The organism is Streptococcus oralis, from assembly GCF_001578705.1.
GTDB classification, from domain to species: domain Bacteria; phylum Bacillota; class Bacilli; order Lactobacillales; family Streptococcaceae; genus Streptococcus; species Streptococcus oralis_J.
Window position 1 is genome coordinate 1 of sequence record NZ_KQ969047.1, and the last position, 379, is coordinate 379.

Genomic DNA, 379 nt, shown 5'->3' on the forward strand with positions numbered 1-379 from the left:
GCCCAATTAAAAGGAGATGAAGAACGTGCCCGTAGTTTGTTTGAAAGCATCGCTCATGAAAATCCAGAGCTTTTCTATGTACAGGAAGCGCAGAAATATTTAGAAGGAGAAAACTGATGTCAGAACGTACTGCTTTACCGATTGGAAGTGTTGTTCGAGTGAGAGAAGGTGTGGAGCCTGTCATGATTGTTAATCATTGTCCAGTTACTGAAAAGGACGGCAAGCAAGGTTATTTTGACTTTGGAGCTGTTAGTCTTCCACTAGGGCTTGTTAATCAAAACATTATCTTCTTTAATAAAGAGGATATAGATGAAGTTCTATTCTTTGGTTACATCGATCGTAGATTTCAAGACTTTTTGAGTCGTTATGATGAGGAAGT

At 38.8% G+C, this 379-nt stretch carries 1 protein-coding gene; it reads left to right on the forward strand.

The genetic code is table 11. From position 1 onward, the window contains the following. Nucleotides 1-116: 116 nt before the first annotated feature. Nucleotides 117-379 (forward strand): DUF4176 domain-containing protein (locus SORDD05_RS09640; protein ID WP_061419483.1); only part of this gene is annotated, 263 nt, incomplete at its 3' end.